We start from the raw sequence: 24414 nt of genomic DNA on the forward strand, positions 1-24414 counted from the left end.
GACGCTGTTGGTTTTTTCAAGCCTTTTTCAGCCAGTAACGGTAGACGCCGTTTTCGTCTTCTTCATGCAGCAGCGTATGACCGGCCAATCGGGCGAAGGTGCGAAAGTCACGCTGAGAGCCCGCATCCGTGGCGATCACCTTGAGCACACTGCCACTGGCCAGGCGATTGAGCTCCAGCTTGGCCTTGAGTAGCGGCAACGGACAGTTCAGGCCGCTGGCGTCCAGTTCGGCATCGTGGGCTACAGCATCAGTCATGGGTTCACTCCGCGGCAGGTCGTTGAGCGGCCTAGAATATCTGGTCCCGGGCCCGGTGTCCGGCTACAGTAAGGTCTTTGTCGACTAAGGCTTCGTGCATGACATTTCTGCGCCCCACCCTGCTGACGCTCGCTTGCCTGCTTGCCTCACCGGGCTTCGCCGACGACCTGCCGTCACTTGGCGACGCCAGTTCTGCCATCGTCTCGCCAGAACAGGAGCACCAACTGGGCCGCGCCTGGCTGGCCCTGCTGCGCAGCCAGGTTTCACAGCTCAACGATCCACAGCTCAAGGACTACGTCGAATCCAGCGTCTATAAGCTGGTGGAAACCAGCCAGGTCAACGACCGGCGCCTGGAATTCATCCTGATCAACAGCCCGCAACTCAACGCCTTCGCCGCACCTGGTGGAATCGTCGGGGTCAACGGCGGCTTGTTCCTCAATGCGCAGACCGAAGGCGAGTACGCCTCGGTCATGGCTCACGAACTCGCGCACTTGTCGCAACGCCACTTTGCCCGCGGTGTGGAAGCCCAGCAACGCATGCAGGTGCCGATGATGGCCGCACTGCTGGCCGGCATCGTGATTGCCGCCGCCGGTGGCGGTGACGCCGGGATCGCGGCCATTGCCGGGACCCAGGCCGCCGCCATCCAAGAACAACGGCGCTTTTCCCGGCAGAACGAACAGGAAGCCGACCGTATCGGCATCCAGAACCTGGAGAAAGCCGGCTACGATCCGCGCTCCATGCCAACCATGTTCGAGCGCCTGATGCGTCAGTACCGGTTCGACGCCAGGCCGCCGGAATTCCTGCTGACTCACCCGGTGACCGAATCCCGGATCGCCGACACCCGCAACCGCGCCGAACAGGCCAAGCCGGGGGGCATCGAGGACAGTGTGCGTTATCAACTGATTCGCGCTCGGGTCCAACTGACCTATGAAGAAACCCCAGGCCTGGGCGCCAAGCGCTTCCGGGCACAGCTGGATGAGAATCCGAAGAACGACGTGGCGCGCTATGGCCTGGCGATCGCGCAGATCAAGGGCGGCCAGTTGAATGAAGCACGGGAGAATCTCAAGCCGTTGCTGGCCAAATCACCCAACGAGATCATCTACAACCTCGCCCAGGTGGACCTGGATATCACCAGCAACAAGCTGGCCGACGCTCAGGCCCGTGTCGACCGGATGCTGAGCCAATACCCGGGCAACTATCCGCTCAACCAGGTGCGCGTCGACCTGCTGCTCAAGCAGAACCGCCCCGCCGATGCCGAGAAAGCCCTGGAAACCCTGCTCAAGACCCGCCCGGATGATCCGGACGTCTGGTACATGGTGGCCGAGACCCGCGGGCTGTCAGGCAACATCATTGGCCTGCACCAGGCCCGTGCCGAGTACTTCGCCCTGGTGGGCGATTACCGTCAGGCCATCCAGCAACTGGACTTCGCCAAACGGCGAGCTGGCACCAACTTCCCCCTGTCTTCACGCATCGATGCCCGCCAGCGGGAACTCATGGAGCAGGAACGCATGGTCAAGGACATGATGGGCTGAGCACTGGCCAGGCAATAAAAAACCGCCTCTCTCGAGGCGGTTTTTTATGAGCCGCTAACCGGTCATTCGGCCAGTTTGAAGGTAATGAAGCTCGCACGCCCTTGACGCAGGACCCGCATCGAAACCGAACGGTTCTTCGGCAACGCCTTGGCGATGTCGGTGAATTCCTTGGCGGAACCGATGGCTTGATTGTTCAGGTGCGTGATGATGTCGCCCGGCTGAAGGCCGATCATCGCGGCAGGACCATCCTGTACCTCCTTGATCACCACGCCGCCCTGCAATTCCAGGGTACGTTTCTGCTCTTCGGTCAGTTCGGCCACCGCAACACCCAGACGGTTGCTGCTACGCTCGACGCCAGACTTGGGCAGCGAATCCAGCTCCTTGCCTTCTTCAGGAATGGCCCCAACGGTCAATTCGACGTTCTTGCGCTTGCCTTCGCGAATCACTTCCAGATTGGCCTTGGCACCAGCCTTGAGGGCACCCACCAAGTGCGGCAGGTCAGCGGACATGACGATCGGTTGACCGTTCATGCTCAGGATCACGTCACCCACTTGCAGACCGCCCTTGGCAGCCGGGCCACCTTCCTGGATCTGCGCCACCAGTGCACCGGCGGGTTTCTCCAACCCGAACGATTCGGCCAGGTCCTTGTTCACTTCCTGGATCACCACGCCCAACCAGCCACGGCTGACCTTGCCTTCGCTTTTCAGTTGGTTGGAGACATCCATGGCAACGTCGATCGGAATCGCGAAGGACACCCCCATGAAGCCGCCCGAGCGGGTATAGATCTGGGAGTTGATGCCGACCACTTCACCCGCAAGGTTGAACAGCGGGCCACCGGAGTTACCCGGGTTGATCGGCACGTCGGTCTGGATGAACGGCACGTAGTTTTCGTTCGGCAGGCTGCGACCGATGGCGCTGACAATCCCCTGGGTCACGGTGTGGTCGAAGCCGAACGGCGAACCGATGGCCACGACCCATTGGCCGGCTTTCAGGTCCTGGGATTTGCCCAGCTTGAGCACTGGCAGGTCCTTGCCCTCGATTTTCAACAGCGCCACGTCGGAACGTGGATCGGTACCGATCAGCTTGGCCTTGAGTTCGCTGCGATCAGCCAGGCGTACCAGGATTTCGTCGGCATCGGCGATCACGTGGTTATTGGTCAGGATGTAGCCGTCAGGCGAAATGATGAAACCCGAACCCAGGGATTGCGCTTCACGCTGGCGACCACCGCCGGGAGAACGTGGCTGTTGCGGCATTCCGCGCTCGAAGAACTCCCGCAGCATCGGCGGCAAGCCTTCCAGGTCCGGCATCTGCTGGTCCGATACACGACGGTCCGGCAGTTTCTGGGTGGTGCTGATGTTCACCACGGCGGGCGACGCCTGCTCGACCAGTTGCGTGAAATCGGGCAATTCGACCGCCACGGCAGGAACGGCCTGGCCGAGCACAAGCACGGTGGCAAAAATGGAGAGATAGGTTTTCAAGCGTGGTATCGACATACGGCTCCCGTTACGACGAGCATGGTTAAGCGATATGGAGCAAGGAATACCGGGAAAAGATACGCCAGTATTTTTGTTCCGGGAACAGACAAGGCCAGGGCCGAGCGGCTCTGACCTATAGAAAAAAAGCTGGTTTTTTGCAAATGAAAATGCTGACAGGAAGTTTCGGCATTTCGATCAAGCCCTGGCATCATCAGCCTCTCGCGCAATCGAACCACCCGTGCAGTCGGCAAGCTATTGGGTCGTAGTGACGTCGGAGCGCATGGAAAGCGCAATCCGTTCCGCCGTACCGATAGGAATCTCACCGACCACCGTGACCATCATTTCACCCTGGGGTGTCGTGAGCCTACGGGAGACGGCAGCCGTCGGGCCGAGTTGAGTACGGGTATCGGTGGCGTTGGCACCGTTCAACGGCTCCAGGAACACCGAAAAGCGCGCCAGGCCATCATCGTACATCAAGCTGTTGACCTGGACCTGGGTGTCCGGGTCCTTGCGCGCAGCGCTGCCGGTCAGTTCGAAGCCAGGAGGAAGCCAGTCCGAGTGCCAGGCGGTTTTCACCGCGACGGCCTTGCCAGGATCCTGCGCGACAGCCTTGCATTCGGAGCTGACTTGCAGATCACCGTCTGTCGGCGCCCCGACGCTCAAGCGGGTGAACTGGAAACGCTCGAGCAACTGGCCCTTGTCATTGAGCAACAGGGACTTGAGCGGCAGGCCGGTCTCTTTATCCAGGTGCAGTTCGAAGCCATAGCGATGCTGATCCTTGGGCGTCAACGCCACAATGACCGCTTGACGCCCAGCCACGCGCGACTTGCCAATGACGGCAAGGTCATACCAATTCTTGAGTTTCTGCGGATCAAGCGTACGTGAGGAGCCGTCAGGTGTATTGCCCAGCCCCGCGATCAAGGAGCCGCTGACGCATTGAGTATGCCCATCAATGCGCAGGACTTCCTGTGCCGAGCCGTCGAGCTGGAGTAACCGCTCGCGGACTTTGCCATCCTGGACTCGATGCCAGATGTTATGGGTAGAGAAACTACCGTTGCGCTCGTAAACGAAAGTGCCCTGGAAGCTCTGCTGTTGCTCGGCTTGACTCAGGCGGTTCAACCAATCCTGTGCCTCATCGGCATAGGCTGGAATCGCACACCAGCCACCAAGCAGAAGCGTGAATAGAGGTATGGCGCGCAATGGTTTTCCTTATTAACGGTTTTCCAGGCTGGCGGCACGGGCATAAGGCAGTGCGCTTTCAGTACCTTTCAGGGCAGCTTGCTGAGCATGCTGACGCAGGTAGTTGGGCAGACGCTGATCATGCCAGCCAGGTTGGCCTTGCAGAACACCATTGACCATCGGGCCTGCGGTTTCCGAGCTCTCGCTGTAACCGGCCAGTACCGCTGGGCCCTTGACCTGTGGAGCAGCCAGGCTTGGCTGGTTGGATTGCTGCGCCATTTGCACGCCGGCAATCTCATCCTGGTTGTACAGGCGCACACCGGCCAGCACGGCCACGGTGACCGAAGCGGCTACCGCCAGGCGACCCAGGCTGCGCCATGGTCCGCGAGAAGCTTTTGCCGGTACGGCTTCGTCAGCCAAGGCAGCAGAAACGGCCGCAGCGATGTCCAGGCGTGGAAGCAACAAGTCCTTGTGCATCACAGCCCGGGCGATCTGGTAACGAGCCCAGGTCTCACGGGTTTCAACATCGTCGAAGGCATTCAATACCCGACGCAATTCCAGTTCGTCCGCTTCGTTATCCATCACTGCGGACAGCGATTCCTGCAGGGCTTCACGACTCATGGCGTTCCTCTCTTGGCTGTCGCCGCTGTCTCTAGTTTTCCTGCAACAAAGGTTGCAGGGCTTTATCAATGGCCTCCCGGGCGCGGAAGATCCGGGAGCGCACGGTGCCTACAGGACATTGCATGACGCTCGCAATGTCTTCGTAACTCAGACCGTCGAACTCACGTAAAGTTAAAGCCGTACGCAAATCTTCGGGCAATTGCTGGATGGTTCGATGGACAGTGCCTTCGATCTCATCCCGCAGCAACGCACGTTCCGGTGATTCGAGATCCTTGAGGCCATGATCGCCATCATAGAACTCGGCATCCTCAGAACTTACATCGCTATCCGGCGGCCGGCGGCCGCGTGAAACCAGATAGTTTTTCGCCGTGTTGATGGCGATGCGGTAAAGCCACGTGTAAAACGCGCTGTCCCCGCGAAAATTACCAAGTGCACGGTAGGCCTTGATGAAGGCTTCCTGAGCAACATCCTGCGCTTCATGGGTGTCGTGCACGAAACGCACGATCAACCCGAGAATTTTGTGCTGGTATTTCAGCACTAGCAGATCGAAAGCTCGCTTGTCGCCGCGTTGCACGCGCTCGACCAGCTGCTGATCCTCTTCCTGGGTTAGCATGAACACTCCTCGATAAGCTCGAAGGAGGCTTGCATTACTAATTGACCGGGCTTGCAAACATAGACTCGGGCTTTTCGCAAAAGTTCTCCCCCTTCCAAGCAAGTTTCCGGCGCGCTCTGATCTCGGCACGCACGAAAAACGCAGCAGGAGATTCCCCGGCTGCGCGAATAATCTGTCACCGGGTCTGCTGGCAGAGACCCCAATCGAAATCTTGCACCAACCCGACGCTGCTCCCTTTTGCAGACAACCGTCTATTGAACGTAGGCGCTTGGCAAAAGTTCCCACTATTTATAGCGTTGTGCACTGAATATCAGGCAACCGTGACGAGATAAACAGCGTTCTGTCCTCGAAACGGCGGCCTTATCGCCCTTTCACCAAAACCGGCGATCCGACGAAGCGTGCCACTTTTCTGTCACGCTGGTTTCACATTGCCATGTACGCCCGGCTATTGTGCCGATCCCCCCCTCTATATACTAGTGGGCTGCGTGGCTGCCTGACCCGTTGAAGCGGTGTCTTGCGCCAACCCCGACCCGGGTCGCCTTGAGCGGAAACCATTCGAATGAGCCAACAGTTTCAACACGATGTTCTGGTAATCGGCAGCGGAGCCGCCGGATTGAGCCTTGCCCTGACTTTGCCTGCACATTTGCGCATTGCAGTACTGAGCAAGGGCGACCTGGCCAACGGTTCGACCTTCTGGGCCCAGGGCGGCGTCGCAGCCGTGCTGGACGATACCGACACCATTGAATCCCATGTCGAGGATACCCTCAACGCCGGCGGCGGCCTCTGCAATCGGCAAGCGGTGCGTTTCACCGTGGAACACAGCAGGGAAGCCATCCAGTGGCTGATCGACCAGGGTGTACCGTTTACCCGTGACGAACAATCGGGCACCGAAGACGGCGGCTTCGAGTTCCACCTCACGCGCGAAGGCGGTCATAGCCACCGGCGCATCATTCACGCGGCTGATGCTACCGGCGCGGCGATCTTCAAGACCCTGCTGGCCAAGGCTCGGCAACGGCCGAACATCGAATTGCTGGAGCAGCGCGTCGCGATCGACCTGATCACTGAAAAACGCCTGGGCCTGGACGGTGATCGCTGCCTGGGCGCCTACGTGCTCAATCGCGGCACCGGTGAAGTCGACACCTACGGCGCGCGCTTCGTCATCCTGGCGTCCGGTGGCGCGGCGAAAGTCTACCTTTATACCAGTAACCCCGACGGTGCCTGCGGCGATGGCATCGCCATGGCCTGGCGTTCGGGTTGCCGAGTGGCGAACCTGGAGTTCAACCAGTTCCACCCCACCTGCCTCTATCACCCGCTGGCCAAGAGTTTCCTGGTGACCGAGGCCCTGCGTGGCGAAGGCGCACACTTGAAGCTTCCCAACGGCGAACGCTTCATGCAGCGCTTCGATCCGCGCGCCGAACTGGCGCCAAGGGACATCGTCGCCCGGGCCATCGACCATGAAATGAAGCGCCTGGGCATCGATTGCGTTTACCTGGACATCAGCCACAAGCCCGAAGCGTTCATCAAGAGCCACTTCCCGACGGTGTACGAGCGCTGCCTGGAATTTTCCATCGATATCACCAAGCAACCGATCCCGGTGGTGCCGGCGGCGCATTACACCTGCGGTGGCGTGATGGTCGATCAGCGGGGGCGTACCGACGTGCCAGGCCTGTATGCCATCGGCGAAACCAGCTTCACCGGCCTGCACGGCGCCAACCGCATGGCCAGCAACTCACTGCTGGAGTGCTTCGTCTATGCCCGCTCGGCGGCGGCAGACATCCTGGAACAATTACCGCAGGTCGTCATTCCGGCCGCCCTGCCCTCATGGGACGCCAGCCAGGTCACCGACTCGGACGAAGACGTGATCATCGCCCACAACTGGGACGAACTGCGGCGTTTCATGTGGGACTATGTTGGCATCGTGCGCACCAACAAGCGCCTGCAACGGGCGCAGCACCGGGTGCGCTTGCTGCTGGATGAGATCGATGAGTTCTACAGCAACTATAAAGTCAGCCGCGACCTCATCGAACTGCGCAACCTGGCCCAGGTGGCTGAACTGATGATTCGCTCGGCCATGGAACGCAAGGAAAGCCGGGGGCTGCATTACACCCTCGACTACCCGAGCCTGCTGCCCGAGGCACGGGACACTATCCTGGTACCGCCCACCTACGCCGACTGAACCTGAGCCGCACGCGCAGGCGCCGATGGATATCCGGTGCCAGCGCGTCGCGCGGTACGCACAACGACCGGACCCGCCGTTCACCCTGCAAGCGAAAACGCAGCACGATGATCATCGGCAGCGCCAAGCTATCGGGGCGCAGTTGCACCGCCCGCCACCCATCGGCCCGACTCCAGAGCTGCCAGCCAGCGGCATTACGACGCAACCCGCAAAAGGCCCGGCGATGGGTCAGCAACAAATGTCGGGGAATCACCCAGGCGCCATGGGCCAGGCACAATACAACGCCAAGCGCTGCGAACCCGGACGGGACAGACAACAGGAACAACGACCCCAGGGCGAACACCTGGGCCAGCAGATAGGCCGCCAGCAGTTGCCCGGAGGCCTGCCAGCGGCATTCGAAGCGATTACTTGGGCTGGACACGGTCCAGAATCATCCGGACCATGCGCTGCAACTCTGGGTCTTCGGATTCGCTGCGCTCCATGAACCAGCCGAACATGTCCTGATCCTCGCATTCGAGCAGGCGGACATAGCAGGCACGATCCACTTCATTGAGATGGGGATAAACCTCTTTCACGAACGGCACCAGCAACACATCCAGTTCCAGCATGCCGCGGCGGCTGTGCCAGTAGAGGCGATTGAGTTCAACATCTTCGACCATGGAGCGCTCCTCAAATAGTGCGCAAGTATACAGGCCCCGCGGCACTGGAACAGACGGCTTTGGTCGGGCACCACCGATCCTTTGTGAACTACCCATTTCAAGGGCGTCCCCTTATGATGTCTACCAGACTTTTTACCCTGCGATGACCCATGGCTGATTCCGCTTTTTTCTGCACCCTGTCCCACGAAGGCGTTCTCGCGGTCCGCGGCGTGGACGCCGGCAAATTCCTGCAAGGCCAATTGACCTGCAACCTCGACTACCTGAGCGACAGCCGGGCCAGCCTCGGTGCCCGCTGCACCCAGAAAGGCCGGATGCAATCGAGCTTCCGCATCCTGCTCGAAGGTGACGGCGTGTTGATGGCCATGGCCAGCGAATTGCTCGAACCGCAACTGGCCGACCTGAAAAAATATGCCGTGTTCTCCAAATCCAAGCTCACCGACGAAAGTGCAGCCTGGGTTCGCTTCGGCCTGGAAAACGCCGACAAGATGCTGGCTGGCCTGGGCCTCGAACTGCCGAGCGAGACCGACAGCGTGGCACGCCACGAATCCTTGATCGCCATCCGCGTCTCTCCCGGCCGCACCGAACTATGGGCGCCCGCCGAACAGGCACAGACGCTGCAAACCCGCCTGCGGGCAGAACTGACCGAGGCAGACCTGAACCAGTGGCTACTGGGGCAGATCCGTGCCGGGATCGGCCAGGTCATGCCGGCCACCCGTGAACTGTTCATCCCACAGATGCTCAACCTGCAAGCCGTCGGTGGCGTCAGTTTCAAGAAAGGTTGCTACACCGGCCAGGAAATCGTCGCCCGCATGCAATACCTGGGCAAGCTCAAGCGGCGCCTGTATCGCCTGCAACTGGACGCCAGCCAATTGCCAGAACCCGGGACCGCGCTATTCTCCCCCACGCACGGCAGCTCCATCGGCGAAGTGGTGATTGCCGCCCGCGGCGAGGGAAACATTGAACTGCTGGCGGTATTACAGGCCGAAGCAGCAGAAGACGACAATTTGCACCTCGGCACCTTGGAAGGCCCACGCCTTCAAATGTTGGACCTGCCTTACGAACTGGACCGCGACCGCGAAATCCAGCGCTGATCGCAGCATTTGCCGCAATACCCTAGAGAACCGAAATGAGCGATTTGGCGGATAAGGTCCAACGGGATTTGGTGCAGGCCATCGATAACGATGACTTGGTTCTGCCAACATTACCGGAAGTGGCCCTGCAGATTCGCCGGGCCGCCGAAGACCCGGAAATCAGCGTCAGCAACCTGAGCAAAGTGATCGGCCGCGATACAGCTCTCTCGGCACGCCTGATAAAAGTGGTCAACAGTCCACTGCTACGCGCGACCCAGGAAGTCACGGACCTGCACACGGCCATCACTCGACTGGGCGTCAACTACAGCAGCAACCTGGCCATCGGCCTGGTCATGGAGCAGATTTTCCACGCCCGCTCCGAAGTGGTGGAACTGAAGATGCGCGAAGTCTGGCGCAGGAGCCTGCAGATCGCGGGCGTCAGCTATGCCCTGTGTCGCGGTTATACCCAACTCAAGCCCGATCAGGCCGCTTTGGGTGGGCTGGTGCACCAGATCGGCGTGCTGCCGATCCTGACGTATGCCCAAGACAACAATGAATTGCTGTCGGACCCGGTCAGCCTCAACCACGTCATCGAAACGATTCACCCGGTGCTGGGAGACAAACTCCTCAGTGTCTGGGAGTTTCCGGAACGGTTGGTGAAGCTGCCGGGGCTGTATCTGGACTTCACCCGGGACTCGAAGCACATCGATTACGTCGACCTCGTGCAGGTCGCTGCGCTGTATTGCTACAAGGACACTGACCATCCCCTCAGCGATGTCGATCTGTTCTCCGTCCCGGCTTTCAGGAAGCTGGGTATCGACCTGGACAACAAGGCTCGCTGCGCGGATATCGAAGAAGCGCGGTCGATGTTCTATTAGGTAGCCCAGACTGACGGTCAATGAAATTGAGCCAGCCACGGAATCGAGTTGGCTCCGGCTCAGTCTGAGCCTGGGATGAAACTGACTCGCACCTTCAAGCCACGCTCTTGTCCGTCATGCAGGGTGATCTGCGCCAAGTGCGCGCGGCAGATTTCGCCGACGATCGCCAACCCCAGCCCGGAACCGGCCACTTGCTGGTTACGTCGATAGAAGCGCTCGAACACCCGGTCCCGCTCATGCAGCGGAATACCAGGCCCATCGTCTTCGACTTCCAGCACCGCCGGTGCGGTGACCCGCAAGATCACGTTGCCGCCGGAGGGGGTGTGGGCCAGGGCGTTGTCCACCAGGTTGCTCAGCAACTCATTCAGCAGGGTCGGCTCGCCTCGCAGCCATACCGGCTCATCGGCTTCCAGGGCCAGTGCCACGCCCCGGGCATGGGCCAGCGGGGCCATGGCCATGCCCAATTCCCGGGCCAGTTGGCTCAGGTCAAGCAACTGCGCGCCGCCTTCGGCAATGGCCCGGGCGCCGTTTTCCACGCGAGCCAGGGAAAGCAATTGGTTGGCCAGATGGGTCAGCCGGTCGGTGCCTTGGGCGGCCGTTTCCAGGGTCTCGCGCCAAGTTGCCGGTTCGCTGGCACGCAAGCCCAGCTCAAGACGCGCCTTGAGCGCGGCCAAGGGCGTGCGCAGCTCATGGGCGGCATCGGCGATGAACTGTGCCTGCCGCTCGAATTGCCCGCGCAGACGCTCGGTGAAATGGTTGAGCGCCCTCACCAGCGGCCATAACTCGTGCTGCACCTCCACCAGCGGCAACGGCCGCAAATCGTCCGGCTGGCGCTCCTCCACCGCCGTGCGCAAACGCTCCAGAGGGCGCAACGCTGCACTGACCGCGAACCACACCAACAGCAGCGCGCCCACGGCCAGCATGCCCAAGCGCAACAGCGTGTCGGCCATCAGGCTGCGAGCCATGCTGACCCGGGCCTCTTCAGTCTCCGCCACGCGAATTTCCGCCATGCCGTTCATGTTCGGCTCGCTCACCGCCTTGAGCAGGCTCACCACCCGCACGGTCTGCCCCTGGTATTGGGCGTTATAGAAGCGCGCCAGGGCTGGGTAATCGTCCGTGCGGGGCGTTCCGGGTGGCGGACCGGGGAGGTTTTCGTAGCCGGAAATCAACTTCTTGTCGATGTCATTGACCTGGTAATAAATGCGCCCGGCGCTGTCGTAGGCGAAGGTATCCAGGGCCACGTAGGGCACGTCCGCGCTGAGGCTGCCATCGCGCTGGGAAAGGCCCGCGGCGATGGTCCGGGCCGAGGCCAGCAGGGTCCGGTCATAGGCGGTGTCCGCTGCTTCGCGACCGTTCCAGTAGGCGCTCAAGCCGCTGGCGAGCATCAGCACCACCAGCAGCAATGCCAGGTTCCATAGCAGCCGCCAGCGCAGGCTGTCGGGCTTATGCATTGCGGTTTTCCAGCAGGTAGCCCAGGCCGCGGAACGTCACGATCGCCACCGCATGACCATCGAGTTTCTTGCGCAAGCGATGCACGTAGATTTCGATGGCGTCGGGGCTGGCCTCTTCGTCCAGGCCGAACACCTGGGCCGCCAGTTGCTCCTTGCTCATCACCCGTCCTGGCCGGGCGATCAACGCCTCCAGCACGGCTTGCTCGCGAGACGTCAGGGTCAACAATTCATCGTCGAGGGTGAAGCGGCGAGTGTCCAGGTCATAGATCAGCCCACCACAGCGCTGCTGGCGTTCGCCGCCCAGTACGCTGCGGCGCAACAGTGCCTTGACCCGGGCCTCCAGCTCAGTGAGTTCGAAGGGCTTGGCCAGGTAATCGTCGGCGCCGAGGTTCAGGCCATGGACGCGGTCCTTGACGTCGCTGCGGGCGGTCAACATTAGCACCGGCAAGGTCTTGCCGCGGGCGCGCAGACGCGCCAGCACCTCGAAACCGTCCATGCGTGGCAGCCCGACATCAAGGATCGCCACGGCGTACTCCTCGCTGCTCAGAGCCAGGTCGGCCGCGACGCCGTCGTGCAGCACGTCCACGGTCAAACCGGTGCTCTTGAGCGCCTGGGCAACGCTTTCGGCGAGCTGCAGATGGTCTTCGACGAGCAGAACACGCATGGGTTATTCCTCGATTCAGGGATGGCCGGCGCCATTCTTTGGCGCGGAGTTTACAGCCGCATCCGCCGCTGTGAAGCCAAAAAAAACGCTGAAAGCTTTTGAAAGGTTAGCGAAAGGTTGAGCCATTAGAGTCCCTTTACGGATAGTTTCGACTGCCCGCCGCGACGCCAGCTCGCGAATGAAAAATGCCACGAAGCGTTTTCGTCCTAATAAGAAAAATAAAAGCGGAGTATTCACCATGCTGTCCATGCAGCTCCAGGCCCCAGTGCCTGCTCGCCCTTCTCGCTTGAACCAGACCACCTTGCATTCAGTCCCGGTAACGACCTGTGCACCCTATCAGCGATGACCTGGGCGGGGATTCGTCCACGACACATTTTCACCACACACAACAACAATTCCTGTGGAGACAACAATGAACCTATCACTGCGTAAAGTAGCCCTGGCCGCCGGATGCCTGATGTTCGCCGGGCAGTTGCTCGCCGCTGATCCATCCAAAGAACCCAAGCGCCCCGAGTGCATCGCCCCGGCCTCCCCCGGCGGCGGCTTCGACCTGACGTGCAAGCTGGCACAAAGCGCGCTGGTCAACCAGAAGCTGCTGACCAAGCCAATGCGCGTCACCTACATGCCCGGCGGTGTCGGCGCGGTGGCCTACAACGCAGTGGTTGCCCAACGCCCGGCCGACGCTGGCACGCTGGTGGCCTGGTCCAGTGGTTCGCTGTTGAACCTGGCCCAGGGCAAGTTCGGTCGTTTCGATGAAAGCGCGGTGCGCTGGCTGGCCGCCGTGGGCACCAGCTATGGCGCCATCGCCGTGAAGAGCGATTCGCCCTACAAGACCCTCGACGATCTGGTACAAGCCCTGAAGAAGGATCCTGGCTCGGTGGTGATCGGCTCCGGCGGCACCGTGGGTAGCCAGGACTGGATGCAGACCGCCCTCATCGCCAAGGCCGCCGGCATCAACCCTCGCGACCTGCGCTACGTGGCCCTCGAAGGCGGCGGCGAAATCGCCACCGCGCTGCTCGGTGGGCACATCCAGGTCGGCAGTACGGATATTTCCGACTCCATGCCGCACATCCAGAGCGGCGACATGCGCCTGCTCGCCGTGTTTGCCGAGAAACGCATCGACGAGCCGGAAATGAAAGACATTCCGACCGCCAAGGAACAAGGCTACGACATCGTCTGGCCGGTGGTCCGCGGCTTCTACCTGGGGCCAAAGGTCAGCGACGAAGACTATGCCTGGTGGAAAGACGCTTTCGACAAACTGCTCGCTTCCGAGGAGTTCGCCAAGCTGCGTGACCAGCGCGAGCTGTTCCCGTTTGCCATGACCGGTCCGGAACTGGACACCTACGTGAAGAAGCAAGTGGCTGATTACAAGGTACTGGCCAAAGAGTTCGGCCTGATCCAGTAACCGTCTCTGTTCTCGCGGCGGCGCTGGCAGTGCCGGCGCCGCCCAGGAGTTAGTCATGCTCACCATCCAACGTATTTTTGCCGCGGTGCTGCTACTGGTCTGTATCGGCCTGGCACTGATGGCCTGGCCCTATCAGGCTGCTTTTTCCTATGAACCGGTCGGCCCGCGGGCCTTCCCCTTGCTGATGCTCGGGCTGATGGGGTTGGCGTTGCTGTACATGCTGTTTCGTCCGACACCCATCGTGCACAGCGAGGAAGATCCCCAACTGGACCGTGAAACCCTGCAGAAGATCGGCATCTGCGTGGTGCTGCTGCTGGTCTTCGCCGGAACCTTCGAACCCCTGGGCTTCATCGTCGCCAGCATCCTGATCGGTGTGCCGATGGCGCGCCTGTATGGCGGTCGCTGGGTACCGAGCGTGGTGATCATCAGCCTGATGGCCATCGGTCTTTATCTGTTGTTCGACAAGCTGATGGACGTGCCGCTGCCCCTGGGCCTGCTCGACGTCCTGGAGAATTGATATGGATACCCTGAATTATCTCGGCCAGGGTTTTGGCGTTGCACTGACCCCCTACAACCTCGTCACGGCACTGAGCGGCACCTTGATCGGCACCGTGGTCGGCCTGCTGCCGGGCCTGGGCCCGATCAACGGCGTGGCGCTGCTGATTCCGATTGCCTTCGCGCTGGGGTTGCCGCCGGAATCGGCGCTGATCCTGCTGGCAGCGGTGTACCTGGGGTGTGAATACGGCGGACGTATCAGCTCGATCCTGCTCAACATCCCCGGTGAAGCCTCCACTGTGATGACCACCCTCGACGGCTATCCGATGGCCCGTCAGGGCCTGGCCGGCGTGGCGTTGTCGCTGTCGGCGTGGAGTTCGTTCATCGGCGCGTTCATCGCCACCTGCGGCATGGTGTTGTTCGCACCGCTACTGGCCAAATGGGCGATTGCGTTCGGGCCGGCGGAATACTTCGTCCTGATGGTATTCGCCATTGTCTGCCTCGGCGGCATGGCCGGCGACCGACCACTCAAGACCTTCATCGCGGCGCTGATCGGCCTGTTCCTGTCCAGTGTCGGGATCGATGCCAACAGCGGCGTCTACCGCTTCACCGGTGACAACATCCACTTGACCGACGGGATTCAGTTCGTCGTGCTGGTGTTGGGCCTGTTCTCCATCAGTGAAATCCTGTTGCTGCTGGAGAAAACCCATCGCGGCCAGGAAGCGGTGGAAGCCACCGGACGGATGATGTTCAACTTCAAGGAAGCGGCGTCGGTGTTCGTCGTGAACCTGCGTTGCGGCGTGCTCGGTTTCATCATGGGCGTGCTGCCGGGTGCCGGTGCGACCCTGGCCAGCGCCGTGGCCTATATGACCGAGAAACGCATCGCCGGTGCCAGTGGCACGTTCGGCCAGGGTGACAAGCGCGGCCTTGCCGCTCCGGAAACCGCCATCGGCGGCGCAGCCTGCGGTGCGCTGGTGCCGATGCTGACCCTCGGGGTTCCCGGCTCGGGCACCACGGCGGTGATGATCGGCGCCCTGTCGCTGTACAACATCACCCCCGGTCCCCTGCTGTTCCAGCAACAGCCGGATATCGTCTGGGGCCTGATCGCGTCGTTGTTCGTCGCCAACATCATGCTGGTGATTCTCAATATCCCGATGATCCGCATCTTCACCCGCATCCTGGCGGTGCCGAACTGGGCGTTGGTGCCGGTCATCGCAATCATCACCGGGATCGGTGTCTATGCGGTGCATGCCACCACGTTCGACCTGTTCCTGATGATCGGCATCGGCATCTTCGGTTACATCCTGCGCAAGTTGGACTTCCCGCTGTCGCCTGTGCTGCTGGGCTTCATCCTTGGTGGGCTGATGGAGCAGAACCTGCGGCGTGCGCTGTCGATCTCCAACGGTGCGCTGGAGATCCTTTGGTCGAGCCCGATCACCTTCGGCTGCTGGATCCTGACGGCGATCATGTTGTTCATGCCATTGCTGCGAATCTGGCGTCGCCGCGCCGCACAACGTCGCGCCCTGGCCAATGTCTGAAGCAACTTTCAGACAATGGTGGGGAACACCGCTGGTCGGCCTGGCCGGCGGTTACCTGGCCAGCCTGATCGGCTGGCCTTTGCCCTGGATGGTCGGCTCGTTGCTGGCGATCATTCTGGTGCGCTGTCTCACGCCGTGGCAGTTGATGGAAATCCCCGGCGGCCGTAAATGCGGCCAATGGGTGGTGGGCATCGGCATCGGCCTGCACTTCACCCCGCTGGTGATGGAGCAGGTGCTGAGCCACTTCGGCCTGATCTTCTTCGGCGCGCTGATCACCAGCGTGTCCAGCGTGGTAAGTGTCTGGCTGATGCGTCGCACCGGCGAGGACCGCGCCACCGCGTTTTTCTCGAGCATGCCGGGCGGTTCCGGCGAAATGGTCAACCTCGGTGCCCGCAACGGCGCGGATCTCAGCCGTGTCGCGGCGGGCCAGAGCCTGAGGGTGCTGGTGGTGGTGCTGTGCGTGCCGGCGGCCTTCAAGTATCTGTTGGGCGAAGGCGAGCCGGTGCAACACGCCACGACGGTGGACTGGCTGTGGCTGGCGATTCTGTTCCCGGCGGGCGCTCTGCTCGCCTGGGTCTGGGAGCGCTTGCGCCAACCCAATCCCTGGTTGTTCGGGCCGTTGCTGGTGAGTGCGGCGGTCAGCATCGGTGGGGACCTGCACATTGGCCTGCCCAATGGCGCCAGCCAGGTCGGCCAGTGGCTGATCGGCAGCGGCCTGGGCTGTCATTTCAACCGGCAGTTCTTTCGTCGGGCACCATCGTTCATGGGGCGCACCCTGGTCGGCACGGTATTGACGATGCTGATCGCCACCCTGGCGGCCTTGGGCCTGAGTACCCTGACCCATCTGGACCTGCGCTCGCTGACACTGGGCATGATGCCCGGCGGCATTGCGGAAATGAGCCTGACAGCGGAGACGCTGCAACTGTCGGTGCCATTGGTGACGGCGTTGCAGGTGATGCGATTGCTGTTCGTGCTGTTTCTGGCGGAGCCGTTGTTCAGGTATTGGATGCGCAGGCCGGGTTCGGATCTATAGACCGAGTCGCCATCATCGCGAGCAGGCTCGCTCCCACAGGGATATGTGTTGCCTGTGGGAGCGAGCCTGCTCGCGATGAGGCCTTCATTGCCAACCGTTCAAACCGGTGGCAACCGCCAGTCGATCGGCTTCTCACCCTGCTGCTGGAGAAATTTGTTGGTCCGGCTGAAATGCCCACAGCCGATGAAGCCTCGGTGGGCCGACAGCGGCGACGGGTGGACCGAGGTCAACACCAGATGCTTGGTCGCATCGATCAACTTCTGCTTGCTCTGGGCATGGGCACCCCACAACAGGAACACCAAGTGCGGCTGGTGTTCGCTGACGACTTCAATGATCCTGTCGGTAAAGTGCTGCCAACCTTTTTTGGCGTGGGCGTTGGCATTGGCGCGCTCCACGGTCAGGGTCGTGTTGAGCAGCAACACGCCCTGGTCGGCCCAGCTTTGCAGGTAGCCGTGATTCGGAATGTCGATGTTCAGATCGCGCTTCAATTCCTTGTAGATGTTCACCAGCGACGGCGGAGTCGGCACGCCCGGTTGCACCGAGAAGCACAAACCGTGGGCCTGGCCCGGGCCGTGGTACGGGTCCTGGCCGAGAATCACCACCTTGACCTTATCCAGCGGCGTGGAATTGAGGGCATTGAAAATCAACGATGCCGGTGGATAAATCTCCTTGCCGGCGGCGTATTCCCGACGCAGGAATTCGCGCAACTCTGCCATGTAGGGCTGGTCGAACTCGGCACGCAGTGCCTGCTTCCAGCTCGGTTCGAGTTTGATACGGTCGTCAGCAGTCATGGTCGCATCCGGTAAAAACAATGGGCGCACCCTAGGAAAGCCTACATGGCTTGTCAATTGATCTGACGCAGAACCGGCACTTTCCTACGCAGCGGTCATACTGATCATTCAAATTTCTGATCGAGGTCACGAATGAATCTGCACTTCGAAGAACTCACCGGCATCGACGGTGCTCGTATTGGCGTCGCCACCCTGGACGCCGAAAAATCCCTGAACGCCCTGTCCCTGCCAATGATCAACGCCTTGCGTGATCGTCTCGATACCTGGGCCAGGGAGCCGCAGGTCGTTTGTGTGTTACTGCGCGGCAATGGTGCCAAGGCATTTTGCGCCGGCGGTGAAGTGCGCAGCCTGGTGGAGGCCTGCCGTGCCCACCCCGGCGAGGTACCGCCGCTGGCTGCGCAATTCTTTGCGGCGGAGTACCGCCTGGACTTCAATCTGCACACCTACCCAAAACCCTTGCTGTGCTGGGGCCACGGTTATGTGCTGGGCGGCGGCATGGGGCTGCTGCAAGGCGCAAGTACCCGTATCGTCACCCCAAGCAGTCGCCTGGCAATGCCGGAAATCAGCATCGGCCTGTACCCGGATGTCGGCGCCAGTTGGTTTCTGTCACGCCTGCCCGGCAAGCTCGGGCTGTTTCTCGGCCTGACCGGCGCCCACATGAATGCCCGGGATGCCATCGACCTGGGCCTGGCCGATCGCTTCCTGCTGGATGAACAACAGGACGACTTGATCGAAGGCCTGCTGCAACTCAACTGGCAGGAGCAGACCGAGATGCAGCTCAACAGTTTGCTCAAGGCCCTGCAGCAGGAAGCCATCGGCCAATTGCCCGAAGCCCAATGGCTGCCACGGCGGCAGAAAATCGATGAATGGCTGGATGTCAGCGATGTGCGCTGCGCCTGGAAAGCCCTCAGCCTGCTGGTGGACCACCCGGATCCGTTGATCGCCCGCGCCGCCAAGACCATGACCGACGGCTCGCCGTTGACCGCTCATCTGGTCTGGGAGCAGATCGCCCGGGCCCGGCATTTGTCCTTGGCCGGTGTGTTCCGGATGGAATACACCTTGAGCCTCAACTGCTGCCGTCATCCCGAATTCAGCGAAGGCGTGCGGGCGCGTCTGATCGACAAGGACCACAAGCCTCGCTGGCACTGGCCGGACATCAACCATGTGCCCGAAGCGGCGGTCGAGGCGCACTTCCACAAGGCGTGGGAAGGGCGGCATCCGTTGGCGGATTTGTCCAACGAGTAAAGATCCGGGTGACATTCTGGGAGAGTGACATCTGTGGGAGCAAAGCTTGCTCGCGATGACAGGGTATCAGTCAGCCTCCCTGTGACTGGCATACCGCTATCGTGAGCAAGCTTTGCTCCCACAAGCGTTGTCCTATCGGGTTTATTACAGGCATAAAAAAGCGGCGCTCAATGCGCCGCTTCTTGTTGCCCAAAGATCAGCGGTGGCCACCCCGTCCATCGTGATCGCCGCGTCCCCGATGATCACGCCCGCCTCGACCACCGCCTCGGTCGTCATTCCAGCCGCCCCGGTTGTGGCCGTCCCAGCCACCCCGATTCGGATAAGACCGGTACGCCGCTCGCGGTGGCGAGTAGTAGCGCGGCCCTGGTTGGTAGTAGCGCGGTGCCGAGTAATAGCGCGGCGCCGGTTGGTAATACCGCGGGGCGTAATAACCACGCGGTGCCGAATAATAACTCCCGCCACCGTAACCGTAATAGACCGGCGCCGGTGAGGTGTAGACCTCGGAACGGTAGTAGCTCGAGTCTCCGTCGTAATAAGGCACGCATGCCGAAAGAGTCAAACCGAGAAACGCAATGAGCAGCAGTCGTCGATACATGGCGGCCTCCTGGACCGCGGATGGGCCACATCAGCGACGCTGATGGGCGGCAGTCAACTTTGTGTGACTGACGAATATTCAGACAGCAAATTCGGAATCTGGTGCGATTCGGCAACAACTAGAAACATGTCCCTCGTCGCCCTCTTCCGGTGCGCGATGGCACCACAAGCAAGCACAAATGTGCCCTCAGTCATCCCTTCCCAACACCTGCCCTCTCTGGCCCGGGCCTTTGGCAGACTTGGCACGGCTCTCGCTTTAACAAACGCTGTGCAGGAGTCATCACAGGTTCGCGGCACCACAATTTGCAATGGCTGACTAGGGTTCCGGCTCGCTTCTGGCGAGTGGCTGGTCCGAGAGTTGGCGACCTCCAGTTGAGGTTACACGGCGGGACAAAAGCCCGGGAGACAAGCCACCGTTCGCGGTGCCGCGTTGCTCCTGTCCGCCCTTGATCAACTGGAGAACCACCATGTTCAAGCTTCGTCTGTCCGCCCTGCTCCTCGCCGTCCTCTCGGCCTTCATGAGCTTCTCGTCCGCCGCCGCACAAAAAGACCACTTCAGCGTCTGCTGGACCATTTACGCCGGCTGGATGCCCTGGGAATACGCCGGCAGCCAAGGCATTGTCGACAAGTGGGCGAAAAAGTACGGCATCAAGATCGATGTCGTGCAGCTCAACGATTACGTCGAATCCATCAACCAGTACACCGCCGGTCAGTTCGACGGCTGCACCATGACCAACATGGACGCCCTGACCATTCCCGCCGCCGGTGGCGTGGACAGCACCGCGCTGATCGTCAGCGACTTCTCCAACGGCAACGACGGCATCGTCCTCAAGGGTGAGGGCAAGAAGGTCGCTGACCTCAAGGGCATGGACGTCAACCTGGTCGAACTGTCGGTCTCCCATTACCTGCTGGCCCGCGCCCTCGATTCGGTCGGTCTCACCGAGAAAGACCTGAAAGTGGTCAACACCTCCGACGCCGATATTTCCGCCGCCTTCAACACCGACCAGGTCAAGGCCGTCACCACCTGGAACCCGATGCTCTCGGACATCAAGGCCCAACCCGACGTGAGCGAGGTGTTCAACTCCAGCCAGATCCCCGGCGAGATCATGGACATGATGGTGGTCAACACCCAGACCCTCCACGACAACCCGGCCCTGGGCAAGGCGTTGACCGGTGCCTGGTTTGAAGTGGTGGCCCTGATGAACGCGAAAAACGCCGCAAGCAAGGCAGCACTGGAGCACATGGCCAAGGCCTCGGGCACCGACCTGGCCGGTTTCCAATCGCAACTGGACACCACCAAGCTGTTCGCCACGCCCAAGGAAGCGCTCGACTTCGCCACCAGCGAACAACTGCCCGCCACCATGGGCAAGGTGGCCGCGTTCTCGTTCCAGCACGGCTTGTTGGGCGAAGGCGCCAAGAGCACCGACGCGGTCGGCATGACATTCGCCAATGGCGTGACCCGCGGCGACAAGGCCAACCTCAAGCTGCGCTTTGATCCGACCTACGTGCAGCTGGCCGCCGACGCCAAGCTGTAGACCGGAGGACCTGGCATGCGCCTGATCAACCGCTACCCGGATCGGCCCAGCCGCTTGTTGCTGGTGATCCTGCCATTCGCGCTGGTGTTGTTCGCCTACTTCATGGGCTCGGCCGAACGGTTGACGGATAACCCCAACGACAAACTGCTGCCCAGCGCCGTACAAATGGCCGATGCGGTCAAACGCCTGGCCTTCACCGCCGATGCCCGCAGCGGCGAATACCTGCTCTGGCAAGACACCGCGTCGAGCCTGCGGCGGTTGGCCATCGGCCTGGGCATCAGCGCCCTGGCCGGACTGTGCCTGGGCATCGCCGCCGGCACGTTGCCGCTGTTGGGCGCGCCGTTATCGCCGCTGCTCACCGTGGTGTCGATGGTACCGCCGCTGGCGATCCTGCCGATCCTGTTCATCGTCTTCGGCCTGGGGGAACTGTCGAAAGTGATGCTGATCGTGATTGGCATCACGCCGTGCCTGGCCCGGGACCTGGAACAGCGCGCCCGGGAAATTCCGCCCGAGCTGCTGATCAAGGCCCAGACCCTCGGCGCTTCGACCTGGACCCTGATGTTGCGGGTGGTACTACCGCAGTTGCTGCCACGCCTGTTGATTTCCCTGCGGCTGATGCTCGGTTCGGCCTGGCTGTTTCTGATCGCTGCCGAAGCCATCGCCTCCACCGATGGCTTGGGCTATCGGATTTTCCTGGTACGACGTTACCTGGCGATGGACGTGATCTTGCCGTACGTGGTGTGGATCACCCTGCTCGCCTGGCTGATGGACTGGGGCCTCAAGCGCCTGACCCGGCAAGCGTTCCCGTGGTATGAGGGGGCGAAGGCATGAGTTTCATCACAGTGAACAATGTCTGGCAACAGTACGCCGATCAGGTAGTGCTCGAACGCTTGAACCTGAGGGTCGCCGAGGGTGAGTTCTGCACACTCGTGGGCGCGTCCGGTTGCGGCAAGTCGACCTTCCTGCGCTTGCTGCTGGGCCAGGAACGCGCCAGTCGCGGACAGATTCTCCTGGATGGCGAGCCGTTAGCCGGCGAACCGGATGCCAGCCGGGGCGTGGTGTTCCAACGCTACTCGGTGTTCCCGCATCTGACCGTGCTGGACAACGTAGTCCTGGGCCTGGAATTGCCGCGTTCGGCGCTGCTGGGACGGCTGTTTGGCAACGCCAAGCGTCAGGCCCGTGAAGAGGCTGCGCAACTGCTGGAAAAAGTCGGCCTCGGCCACGCGCTGGACAAATACCCGGCGCAACTGTCCGGCGGCATGCAACAACGGCTGGCCATTGCCCAGGCGCTGATCATGAAGCCTCGTGTCCTGCTGCTGGACGAACCTTTCGGCGCCCTCGACCCGGGCATCCGCAAAGACATGCACGCCCTGTTGCTGGAGCTGTGGCGCGAGACCCGGCTGACGGTGTTCATGGTCACCCATGACCTGTCCGAAGGTTTCAGCCTCGGCACACGCCTGCTGGTGTTCGACAAAGTCCGTGTCGACCCGCACGCCCCCAGCGCCTATGGCGCACGCATCACCTACGACATTCCATTGAACAGCGACCGCCGCACCGCCCGGGCCGCCGTCGACGCCCTGCCCACCGAACTGGCCGGTACGTTGCGTATCGCTTGAAAGGAGTTTTGCCATGACCGATTCGATCTCTATGTTTCCACCCTTCGCCGAAGAATTGCTGCCCGGTGGCGGCCACCGTTCCTTCGTGCTCAAGCGCGGCCAACTGCTGCGCCTGACCGATCTGCGCGGCGGAGCCAACGTGAGCCTGACGCTGCTCAATGCCCACGAAAAAACCGAACGCCTGAACCTGCCCGACAGCCTCAAATGCCAACACACCGCCAAACTCACCGCCGGCCATTGCCTGTACTCGGACATGGGCCGGGTACTGGCGGCCATCACCGCCGACACCTGCGGCTGGAGCGACAGCCTGGGCGGCGTGCTCTGCGCCGAGGAAGTCGCTGAAAAATACGGCCAGGGCCGCTACCAGGAACTGCGCAACGGCTTCTTTCGCAACGGCACCGACAACCTGCTGGTGGAATTGGGCAAATGGGGGCTGGGCCTGTCCGACCTGCTGATGACCCTCAACCTGTTCAGCCGGGTCGATGTCGATGAGGCCGGAGGCTTTCATTTCGTTGAAGGCAACTCCCAGGCCGGCGACTACATCGAGCTCTATGCACCGATGGACACCCTGGTGGTGCTGACCGCGCTGCAACATCCGATGGACCCGAATCCACAATACGCCCCGCAACCGCTCAAGCTCAGCTGGATGAACGCTGACCCCAGCGTCGCCGAGCACTGCCGCCAGTCGCGCCCGGAAAACCAGCGCGGCTTCATCAACACCGACCGCCTGTTCGCCTGAGGATCGCTGCCATGTCACTCGCCATCGCCACCGTACAAAAGCAGCCTGAAAGCGCTATCTACCGCGCCACCATTCCCGCCGGGGAGCCCTGGCTGACGGAAGTCAAGAAGGGCCAGACCCTGCGCATCCTCGACCTGGAAGGCAACCAGGCGGTCGATACGCTGTTCTACAGCCTGGCCAACCCCAAGGAGCGCTATGACGTACAGCGCACCCTGCGCCGACAAAACAGCGTTTACCTGAGCACCGGCAGCGTCCTGTACTCCAACCTCGGCCAGCCGATGCTGACCATCGTCGAAGACACCTGTGGGCGCCACGACACCCTTGGCGGCGCTTGTGCCCAGGAAAGCAACACCGTGCGCTACGCCCTGGAAAAACGCTACATGCACAGCTGCCGTGACAACTACCTGCGGGCCTGCGCCCACGACGGGCGCCTGGGCAAGGGCGACATCGGGCCGAACATCAATTTTTTCATGAACGTGCCGGTCACCGCCGACGGCGGCCTGACCTTCGAAGACGGCATCTCGGCGCCAGGCAAATACGTCGACCTGCGGGCCGAGATGGATGTGATCGTCCTGATCTCCAACTGCCCACAACTGAACAACCCGTGCAACGCCTACAACCCCACGCCAGCGGAGCTCTTGATATGGAACTGAAATTCAGCCGCCTGCGGCGCTGGCTGTTTGTGTTGTGCCAGAGCCGGTCGGGGCAGTGCATTAAATAAACACAGATTTTATGAACACCACCAATCCCCTGTGGGAGCGAGCCTGCTCGCGATAGCGATCTGTCAGTCACATTGATGTTGGATGTACCACCGCTATCGCGAGCAGGCTCGCTCCCACAAGGGGGGCA

Annotated in this window: 26 protein-coding genes and 1 riboswitch; of the genes, 14 read left to right on the forward strand and 12 right to left on the reverse strand. The window is 61.4% G+C overall.

The genetic code is table 11. The annotated features are described in order from the left end of the window. Positions 1-16 precede the first annotated feature (16 nt). Entirely contained in the window at positions 17-256 is a 240-nt protein-coding gene (locus DTP52_RS25825; RefSeq protein WP_109755885.1) for a sulfurtransferase TusA family protein, read from the reverse strand. 98 nt (positions 257-354) lie between these two features. Here DTP52_RS25825 and DTP52_RS25830 point away from each other — a divergent pair, with 98 nt between their 5' ends. Continuing rightward, positions 355-1788 carry a M48 family metalloprotease gene (locus DTP52_RS25830; protein WP_109755886.1) on the forward strand — a complete coding sequence of 478 codons (1434 nt, stop codon included), beginning with the start codon at positions 355-357 and terminating at the stop codon, positions 1786-1788. 62 nt (positions 1789-1850) lie between these two features. Here the strand turns inward: DTP52_RS25830 and DTP52_RS25835 are convergent, their stop codons facing one another. The 4 genes from DTP52_RS25835 to rpoE all read right to left on the reverse strand — a co-directional run bounded on the left by DTP52_RS25835 (position 1851) and on the right by rpoE (position 5676). Beyond that, complete coding sequence (locus DTP52_RS25835; RefSeq protein WP_109755887.1) at positions 1851-3281, reverse strand: DegQ family serine endoprotease; 1431 nt, start codon at positions 3279-3281, stop codon at positions 1851-1853. 234 nt (positions 3282-3515) lie between these two features. Continuing rightward, entirely contained in the window at positions 3516-4463 is a 948-nt protein-coding gene (locus DTP52_RS25840; RefSeq protein WP_109755888.1) for a MucB/RseB C-terminal domain-containing protein, read from the reverse strand. A 12-nt stretch (positions 4464-4475) separates the two neighbouring features. Next, positions 4476-5063 carry a sigma-E factor negative regulatory protein gene (locus DTP52_RS25845; RefSeq protein ID WP_109755889.1) on the reverse strand — a complete coding sequence of 196 codons (588 nt, stop codon included), beginning with the start codon at positions 5061-5063 and terminating at the stop codon, positions 4476-4478. Between the two features lie 31 nt (positions 5064-5094). Continuing rightward, on the reverse strand, positions 5095-5676 hold the full coding sequence (gene rpoE / locus DTP52_RS25850; RefSeq protein ID WP_003172477.1) for an RNA polymerase sigma factor RpoE: 582 nt from the start codon (positions 5674-5676) through the stop codon (positions 5095-5097). Positions 5677-6235: 559 nt separating this feature from the next. Here rpoE and nadB point away from each other — a divergent pair. After that, on the forward strand, positions 6236-7852 hold the full coding sequence (gene nadB, locus DTP52_RS25855; RefSeq protein WP_109755890.1) for an L-aspartate oxidase: 1617 nt from the start codon (positions 6236-6238) through the stop codon (positions 7850-7852). Here the strand turns inward: nadB and DTP52_RS25860 are convergent. Both DTP52_RS25860 and DTP52_RS25865 read right to left on the reverse strand, forming a co-directional pair. Further along, entirely contained in the window at positions 7821-8273 is a 453-nt protein-coding gene (locus tag DTP52_RS25860; protein ID WP_109755891.1) for a protein YgfX, read from the reverse strand. The two genes, nadB and DTP52_RS25860, sit on opposite strands and share 32 nt — an antisense overlap. Then, complete coding sequence (locus tag DTP52_RS25865; RefSeq protein WP_003184348.1) at positions 8257-8511, reverse strand: succinate dehydrogenase assembly factor 2; 255 nt, start codon at positions 8509-8511, stop codon at positions 8257-8259. The genes DTP52_RS25860 and DTP52_RS25865 overlap by 17 nt, the downstream gene beginning before the upstream one ends. A 149-nt stretch (positions 8512-8660) precedes the next feature. On the opposite strand from DTP52_RS25865, the gene DTP52_RS25870 reads away from it, so the two are divergent. Next, the gene (locus DTP52_RS25870) at positions 8661-9602 is read left to right on the forward strand and encodes a folate-binding protein YgfZ (protein WP_109755892.1); all 942 of its coding nucleotides are present in this window, start codon (positions 8661-8663) and stop codon (positions 9600-9602) included. A gap of 35 nt (positions 9603-9637) precedes the next feature. Continuing rightward, positions 9638-10459: an HDOD domain-containing protein gene (locus DTP52_RS25875; RefSeq protein WP_109755893.1), complete on the forward strand. Its 822-nt coding sequence runs from the start codon at positions 9638-9640 to the stop codon at positions 10457-10459. A 59-nt stretch (positions 10460-10518) separates the two neighbouring features. On the opposite strand, the gene DTP52_RS25880 is transcribed toward DTP52_RS25875, so the two are convergent. The 3 genes from DTP52_RS25880 to DTP52_RS31095 are packed head-to-tail and all read right to left on the reverse strand — an operon-like array spanning position 10519 to position 12823. Then, entirely contained in the window at positions 10519-11910 is a 1392-nt protein-coding gene (locus tag DTP52_RS25880; protein ID WP_109755894.1) for a sensor histidine kinase, read from the reverse strand. Beyond that, entirely contained in the window at positions 11903-12574 is a 672-nt protein-coding gene (locus DTP52_RS25885) for a response regulator (RefSeq protein WP_109755895.1), read from the reverse strand. The genes DTP52_RS25880 and DTP52_RS25885 overlap by 8 nt, the downstream gene beginning before the upstream one ends. Positions 12575-12589: 15 nt before the next feature. After that, entirely contained in the window at positions 12590-12823 is a 234-nt protein-coding gene (locus DTP52_RS31095) for a hypothetical protein (protein WP_146206884.1), read from the reverse strand. A 163-nt stretch (positions 12824-12986) separates the two neighbouring features. On the opposite strand from DTP52_RS31095, the gene DTP52_RS25890 reads away from it, so the two are divergent. Genes DTP52_RS25890 through DTP52_RS25905 form a run of 4 tightly spaced genes read left to right on the forward strand, consistent with a single transcriptional unit; the run spans position 12987 to position 17045 of the window. After that, positions 12987-13979 (forward strand): tripartite tricarboxylate transporter substrate binding protein, encoded by a 993-nt coding sequence (locus tag DTP52_RS25890; protein ID WP_109755896.1) that lies wholly within the window; start codon positions 12987-12989, stop codon positions 13977-13979. A 55-nt stretch (positions 13980-14034) separates the two neighbouring features. After that, complete coding sequence (locus DTP52_RS25895) at positions 14035-14496, forward strand: tripartite tricarboxylate transporter TctB family protein (protein ID WP_109755897.1); 462 nt, start codon at positions 14035-14037, stop codon at positions 14494-14496. Between the two features lies 1 nt (position 14497). Continuing rightward, positions 14498-16012 (forward strand): tripartite tricarboxylate transporter permease, encoded by a 1515-nt coding sequence (locus DTP52_RS25900; RefSeq protein WP_109755898.1) that lies wholly within the window; start codon positions 14498-14500, stop codon positions 16010-16012. Further along, positions 16005-17045, forward strand: coding sequence for an AbrB family transcriptional regulator (locus DTP52_RS25905; RefSeq protein WP_109755899.1), 1041 nt, complete (start codon positions 16005-16007; stop codon positions 17043-17045). The genes DTP52_RS25900 and DTP52_RS25905 overlap by 8 nt, the downstream gene beginning before the upstream one ends. Before the next feature lie 98 nt (positions 17046-17143). Here DTP52_RS25905 and ung read toward each other — a convergent pair whose 3' ends face one another. Beyond that, entirely contained in the window at positions 17144-17836 is a 693-nt protein-coding gene (ung, locus tag DTP52_RS25910; protein ID WP_109755900.1) for a uracil-DNA glycosylase, read from the reverse strand. A 132-nt stretch (positions 17837-17968) separates the two neighbouring features. On the opposite strand from ung, the gene DTP52_RS25915 reads away from it, so the two are divergent. Beyond that, positions 17969-19081, forward strand: a complete 1113-nt coding sequence (locus DTP52_RS25915) for an enoyl-CoA hydratase/isomerase family protein (RefSeq protein WP_109755901.1) — start codon at positions 17969-17971, stop codon at positions 19079-19081. A gap of 196 nt (positions 19082-19277) precedes the next feature. Here DTP52_RS25915 and DTP52_RS25920 read toward each other — a convergent pair whose 3' ends face one another. Beyond that, positions 19278-19676: a hypothetical protein gene (locus DTP52_RS25920; protein WP_109755902.1), complete on the reverse strand. Its 399-nt coding sequence runs from the start codon at positions 19674-19676 to the stop codon at positions 19278-19280. A 304-nt stretch (positions 19677-19980) separates the two neighbouring features. Continuing rightward, positions 19981-20082, forward strand: a riboswitch (guanidine-I (ykkC/yxkD leader). A gap of 60 nt (positions 20083-20142) precedes the next feature. Between DTP52_RS25920 and DTP52_RS25930 the strand changes: the two genes are divergently transcribed. From DTP52_RS25930 to DTP52_RS25950, 5 genes are read left to right on the forward strand one after another with little or no spacing between them, the layout of a single operon-like run. Beyond that, a complete protein-coding gene (locus DTP52_RS25930) occupies positions 20143-21210 on the forward strand; it encodes a putative urea ABC transporter substrate-binding protein (RefSeq protein ID WP_109755903.1) in 1068 nt (355 codons plus the stop codon). Positions 21211-21225: 15 nt separating this feature from the next. Continuing rightward, entirely contained in the window at positions 21226-22041 is an 816-nt protein-coding gene (locus DTP52_RS25935; RefSeq protein WP_060738777.1) for an ABC transporter permease, read from the forward strand. After that, positions 22038-22826, forward strand: coding sequence for an ABC transporter ATP-binding protein (locus DTP52_RS25940; RefSeq protein WP_109755904.1), 789 nt, complete (start codon positions 22038-22040; stop codon positions 22824-22826). The genes DTP52_RS25935 and DTP52_RS25940 overlap by 4 nt, the downstream gene beginning before the upstream one ends. Positions 22827-22839: 13 nt before the next feature. After that, positions 22840-23565 carry an urea amidolyase associated protein UAAP1 gene (locus tag DTP52_RS25945; protein ID WP_109755905.1) on the forward strand — a complete coding sequence of 242 codons (726 nt, stop codon included), beginning with the start codon at positions 22840-22842 and terminating at the stop codon, positions 23563-23565. 11 nt (positions 23566-23576) lie between these two features. Then, positions 23577-24218: an urea amidolyase associated protein UAAP2 gene (locus tag DTP52_RS25950; protein WP_109755906.1), complete on the forward strand. Its 642-nt coding sequence runs from the start codon at positions 23577-23579 to the stop codon at positions 24216-24218. The last annotated feature ends 196 nt before the right edge of the window (positions 24219-24414 follow it).

The organism is Pseudomonas sp. 43mfcvi1.1 (assembly GCF_900115935.1).
Classification (GTDB): domain Bacteria; phylum Pseudomonadota; class Gammaproteobacteria; order Pseudomonadales; family Pseudomonadaceae; genus Aquipseudomonas; species Aquipseudomonas bijieensis.